The organism is Staphylococcus agnetis (genome assembly GCF_002901865.1).
In the GTDB taxonomy this organism is placed as follows: domain Bacteria; phylum Bacillota; class Bacilli; order Staphylococcales; family Staphylococcaceae; genus Staphylococcus; species Staphylococcus agnetis.
Genome location: NZ_PPQF01000093.1, coordinates 1 through 4480, shown reverse-complemented (window position 1 = coordinate 4480; position 4480 = coordinate 1). Strand labels below are relative to the sequence as shown.

The window sequence follows — 4480 nt, the reverse complement described above, 5'->3', positions numbered from 1 at the left end:
ATTCAAATGTTAAAAACATTAATAATTTTAACAATAGTGTGGGTTGTCTACAGTCTGTTTAAATTAATATATATAAGTATGTGTAAAGTGTTAAAAAAGTTTAAGTACTTTCAAAATAATAATATGGTTCAAAATGGTTTATTAAGTGCAAATCAAAAATTTAATGTTGGAGATATCGTTATGATAGTTCTCATGACATATATGATATATAAAGCTATTTAAAATAAACAACGATGAAAAGGCAAAAGGTGAAGAAAATGAAGAAAGCAATTTTTGATTGGACCATTTCAGTCTTATTAGTAATTCTAACAGTATTTTTGGTGATGAAATTTTTATTCGTCACATATAACGTAAGCGGTTTGTCAATGTATCCTACATTTAATGACAAAGATAGAGTGATTGTTAGTAAAATCTCTAAAACATTCAATCATATCGAACGTGGTGATGTAATCGTCTTTCATCAACGACAAAACCAAGATTTTATTAAAAGGGTAATTGCGAAAGAAGGGGATACAGTAGCATATAAAAATGATGTACTGTATATCAATAATAAAGAAGTTAACGAACCTTATTTACGTTCTAACAAAATAAATAAAATGGGAATCCAATTAACGAATGATTTTTCATTAAAAGATATTAATGGCACAAAGGGAGGAACTATTCCCAAAGATCATTTTTTAGTGCTCGGTGATAACCGAGAAAACAGTGTGGACAGTAGAGACAAAAGTGTAGGATTGATTCAAAATGATCAAATTGTAGGTAAAGTTATTTTGAGATTTTTACCTTTAGATGCATGGCGGCATAATTTCACTTAATCAAGCACTGAAGTCTGTAATAGCGAAAAAGAAAGTTTTAATAAGAGAGCCTTAATTATTTTATATGAATAACGATAATTTGTAGTTCGCGTTTTAGTAATGCTTAATCAAATTTATATTGCTCTTTTGCTAATTTTCTGATTATAATAAGTTTATTAGGAAAAGGGGGATATATTATGAAGTTTAAGGGTTTAACAATGAAGATTGTCATTGCCTTAATTTTGGGGATAGCATTGGGGTCACTTTTTAATTTTTTTGAAGGCCAACAATGGGTTAAGTTTATAGATAAATATTTTCTAAATGTAATCGGACAAATTTTCTTGAATTTAATTTTCATGCTTGTTGTACCAGTCGTATTTGTATCAATTGTACTTGGTGTAATTGGTGTGGGTGATCCTAAATTATTAGGTGGCATCGGATTAAAAACGATGGTATTCTTTTTAACAACGACAGCACTAGCAATTACGTTAGCAATGGTTTTAGCATTAATCGTTAAACCAGGTGCGGGCCATTCTGATTTATTGAAGAGCGAAGAAGTTGCGACGTATCAAAAGCAATTAGACAGTCAAAAAGCTGGTGCTGACTCACCAATGAATCAAACTTTTGATCAAACTTTAATCAATTTCTTCCCGAAAAATGCAGTACAAGCTATGACGGAAGGAAATATGCTTCAAATCATCACATTTGCTATCTTTATCGGTATCGGAATTATGATGGTGGGTGAAAAAGGTAAAATTGTACATAAATTCTTTGAACAATTTAATGAAGTGCTGATGTACATTATTTCAATGATAATGAATGTATTCGCGCCAATCGGTACATTTGGTTTGGTCGCACATGCCTTTACTGAAGCAGGGTTTGGTGCAATACGACAACTTGGATTGTACTTTGTAGTCGTTCTCGCTGCATTATTCATTCATTTCTTTGTTGTATATGGTGGTGCGATTAAATTCTTAGCTCGTAAAAGTCCAATGGAATTTTTCAAAGGTTTTTTACCAGCAATTACGGTAGGATTTGGTGGCTCAAGCTCAAATGCCGCATTACCTGTCTCGATGGAATGTACAAAACGTATGGGTGTACGTCCTGAAATTGCGTCCTTTGTACAACCTCTAGGTGCAACAATTAACATGGACGGTACAGCAATCATGCAAGGTGTTGCGACGATATTCATTGCCCAGTTAATGGGTGCAGATTTAACATTACTTCAATTAATTACCGTAGTTGCAATTGCAGTTATTGCGTCTGTAGGTACTGCTGGTGTTCCTGGAGTAGGTCTTATCATGTTAGCGATGGTTTTAACAGCTGTTGGGTTAAATCCTGCTGCAATAGGTATCATTTTAGGTATTGATCGCTTGTTAGATATGACTCGTACAGCGGTTAACATCACAGGTGATGCAGCATGTGCAGTAATTTTATCAGAACGTGAAGGACGAAAATTAAAAGGTAATATGCATGTAGAATAATAAATATAGTAAACGCGTTGTCTCACATAGAGATAACGCGTTTTTTACTTATTAAACCGATGAATAAGCCATTTATATAATAGAGACATCAAAGAAAATACAACTAAGGGTAATAGACAATAGGCAGTTACAACCAATGGATGAGCAGTCACCTTAAAAATAACGAAATACAATAGGAATAAAAAGATAGAAATTAACAAGCCAACCAAAGGTAAATAATGAAAATAAATGTTTAAATTTCTTAAAAATTGATGATTCAATGTAACCGCCTCCACTCATTTTTGGTGATATATTATGTAAGATTACACGTGAAGTTCGTAAAAACTCTTAAATTAATGCAAGGTTTAATTAATAATTAAGGTATATTTTAGGTTATTTGGAGATATAACTCAATGTTAAACCGGAGTTAAGTTACATTTAATATTTAGGCATTGTAAAACATATTTCTGCATCATATACTTACTCAGGTGTAAATAGCTAAGTGCAAAAACTACTTTACTCAAAGTAGTTCTTTTTTTTTTGCATTTTTGTATCTACATAAAACTAAATGAACTTACAAGGAGACATTTTTATGATAAATAAACAAAGGTATGGAATTAGAAAATATAAAATAGGTGCAGCTTCAATTGCATTGGGGACAATGGTCGTTATTGGCGTCAGTGAAAACAACGAAGCACATGCATCTGAAATACAAATGCAACATTCAAGTAATGAATCTTCAGAAAGCAATGTGCAGAACAATGCAGAACCACAACAACATAATGCTCCTGTAGAAACTTTAAAAGAAACACTTGTAGATACAAATCAAAAAATAAATGATGAACAAATACAGCAACCTATTCAACAAAATGAAGAAGAATGTTCAATCAGAAGAAATAGCTGAAAGAACAGAAACAATCATTCAAGATATAAATAGTAATACTTCTAAGCAAGAAGTAGATAAAAATAAAAAGGTTGTTATCCCTGAGCCTGAAACGACAACTGAAATTAATCAACCTAATGCTGTTACAGCACCTAAAGTAAATAGTGTTGACAAAATTAGAAGTTCTAATAATTTACAACGAACTGCTTTAAATGTAAATAAAGATGCTGGTAAAGATGTTTCTGAAGAAGTAGAAGTTATTAAAAGAACAATAACTACTAAGGATAAAAGTAAAAAAGTAAATCCTCACCAAGCTGGACGAATTACGGTTGATTATGAATTAATAATAGGTGATGATATCAAAAAAGATGATTATTTTGATATTAAGTTTAGTGAAAATGTAGATACTAATGGAGTTGGTTCTTATAAGGAGATGCCTGAAATAAAAGATGGTGGTCACGTTATAGCAACTAGTATTAGAATGAGCAATGGAGACGTTCGATATAAATTTACGGAATATGTAATTGGAACTGAATAGGTCAAAGTTAAATTAAGTATCAATCTATTTTTCAAAACCTCAGTTGTATTAAAAGGCAGTAAGCAAAAAGTTACATCTACAATTGGTGATAATTCGATTGACAATGAATTTGATGTTGAGTATTTAAAAGAAAAAAAGATAAAAATATGTCAATTAACGGAAACATTGATAAACTTGACAAAGAAAACGGTAACATTACACACGTAACTTCTGTTAACACAGATAGTAAAAATTTAAATCATGTAGTAATTACTGGGAAACTTAGTGTAGGAGAAGTTAGTAAAAATAATATACCAAAAATAACAATTTATGAGTATACTGGAAGCGGAGCCTTATCTGAAAGTGGCTATTTTAATGAAAAAGATGGTAATTTTAAAGACGTGACTGCTTTAGTTAATGCAGCAAATGTAATAAGTTTGAATGAAAATGGATCTTTCACTATTTTTATTCAAAGCTTGAATAGTAAACCTTATATAATTAAATATGAAGCAAAGTATGATATAAAATCGCAAAATTTAAATTTTCAAACTCAAATGTGTATAAATTACGACCTTAATTGGCTAACTTTAAATAATGAAGTAGAGTTTTATAAAAATAGTGCTTCAGGAGCAGGTAAATTTATTCCTATTATAGATGGTGGAAGAGTTGTGGATATAACTACTGATTCACCAATTATTGTAAAAGGTGAAAATAATGTTGATTTTGAATTTGAAATTGAAGAAACTATCGTTGAGAGCATTATAGGTAATAATAATGATGGTATTTTAGAAATAATAGAGGATAGTAAGCCCGATGTTATTAC

At 30.8% G+C, this 4480-nt stretch carries 5 protein-coding genes; all 5 read left to right on the top strand.

Annotation, left to right across the window (positions count from 1 at the left end; translation table 11 throughout):
- Nucleotides 1–257: 257 nt before the first annotated feature.
- Entirely contained in the window at nt 258–815 is a 558-nt protein-coding gene (gene lepB, locus CD172_RS11520; RefSeq protein WP_103346436.1) for a signal peptidase I, read from the top strand.
- Between the two features lie 176 nt (nt 816–991).
- Nucleotides 992–2278: a dicarboxylate/amino acid:cation symporter gene (locus CD172_RS11515; RefSeq protein WP_060551386.1), complete on the top strand. Its 1287-nt coding sequence runs from the start codon at nt 992–994 to the stop codon at nt 2276–2278.
- Between the two features lie 571 nt (nt 2279–2849).
- Complete coding sequence (locus CD172_RS11505) at nt 2850–3161, top strand: YSIRK-type signal peptide-containing protein (protein ID WP_157950630.1); 312 nt, start codon at nt 2850–2852, stop codon at nt 3159–3161.
- The gene (locus tag CD172_RS11500) at nt 3127–3678 is read left to right on the top strand and encodes an Ig-like domain-containing protein (protein WP_103346434.1); all 552 of its coding nucleotides are present in this window, start codon (nt 3127–3129) and stop codon (nt 3676–3678) included. Before CD172_RS11505 ends, CD172_RS11500 begins: the two co-directional genes overlap by 35 nt.
- Before the next feature lie 146 nt (nt 3679–3824).
- The coding region (locus CD172_RS11495; RefSeq protein ID WP_206169843.1) for a fibrinogen-binding adhesin SdrG C-terminal domain-containing protein at nt 3825–4480 on the top strand (656 nt) is incomplete at its 3' end.

Excerpts from the sequence above, each read along its gene's own strand:
- CD172_RS11505 (WP_157950630.1), top strand. The coding sequence starts at position 2,850 with ATGATAAATAAACAAAGGTATGGAATTAGAAAATATAAAATAGGTGCA.
- CD172_RS11515 (WP_060551386.1), top strand. The coding sequence starts at position 992 with ATGAAGTTTAAGGGTTTAACAATGAAGATTGTCATTGCCTTAATTTTG.
- lepB (WP_103346436.1), top strand. The coding sequence starts at position 258 with ATGAAGAAAGCAATTTTTGATTGGACCATTTCAGTCTTATTAGTAATT.
- CD172_RS11500 (WP_103346434.1), top strand. The coding sequence starts at position 3,127 with ATGAAGAAGAATGTTCAATCAGAAGAAATAGCTGAAAGAACAGAAACA.